Genomic DNA, 544 nt, shown 5'->3' with positions numbered 1-544 from the left:
CTTACCGTGGTCGACGTGACCCATGATGGTCACGACCGGCGGACGGACCTGCAGGTCTTCTTCCTCACCCGCGTCTTCGCCGTAGGTGATGTCGAAGGTCTCGAGCAGCTCCCGGTCCTCTTCCTCGGGACTGACGACCTGAACGTTGTAGTTCATTTCGCCGCCGAGCAGTTCCAGGATGTCGTCGGACACCGACTGCGTCGCCGTGACCATCTCACCGAGGTGGAAGAGCACCTGCACCAGCGAAGCCGGGTTGGCGTCGATCTTCTCGGCGAAGTCGGTCAGCGAGGCACCACGCGGCAGACGGATCGTCTCGCCCTGGCCCTTGGGCAGGCGGACGCCGCCGACGCTGGGCGCCTGCATGTTGTCCATGTACTCCTGGCGCTTCTGGCGCTTGGACTTGCGTCCCTTGCGCGAAGGGCCACCGGGACGCCCGAAGGCACCCGCGGTACCGCCACGGCCACCGGGGCCACCACGGCCGCCGCCACCGCGGAAGCCGCCGCCACCGGCCGGGGCACCGCCGCCGCCACCGGGGCCACCGCCA

At 69.1% G+C, this 544-nt stretch carries 1 protein-coding gene; it reads right to left on the bottom strand.

The genetic code is table 11. The features are described from left to right. Positions 1-544: translation initiation factor IF-2 N-terminal domain-containing protein (locus tag CFP71_RS38390; protein WP_208636135.1), on the bottom strand; the 544-nt coding region annotated here is incomplete at both ends.

Source organism: Amycolatopsis thailandensis (assembly GCF_002234405.1).
Classification (GTDB): Bacteria; Actinomycetota; Actinomycetes; order Mycobacteriales; family Pseudonocardiaceae; genus Amycolatopsis; species Amycolatopsis thailandensis.
This window is presented reverse-complemented; position numbering and strand designations above follow the sequence as displayed.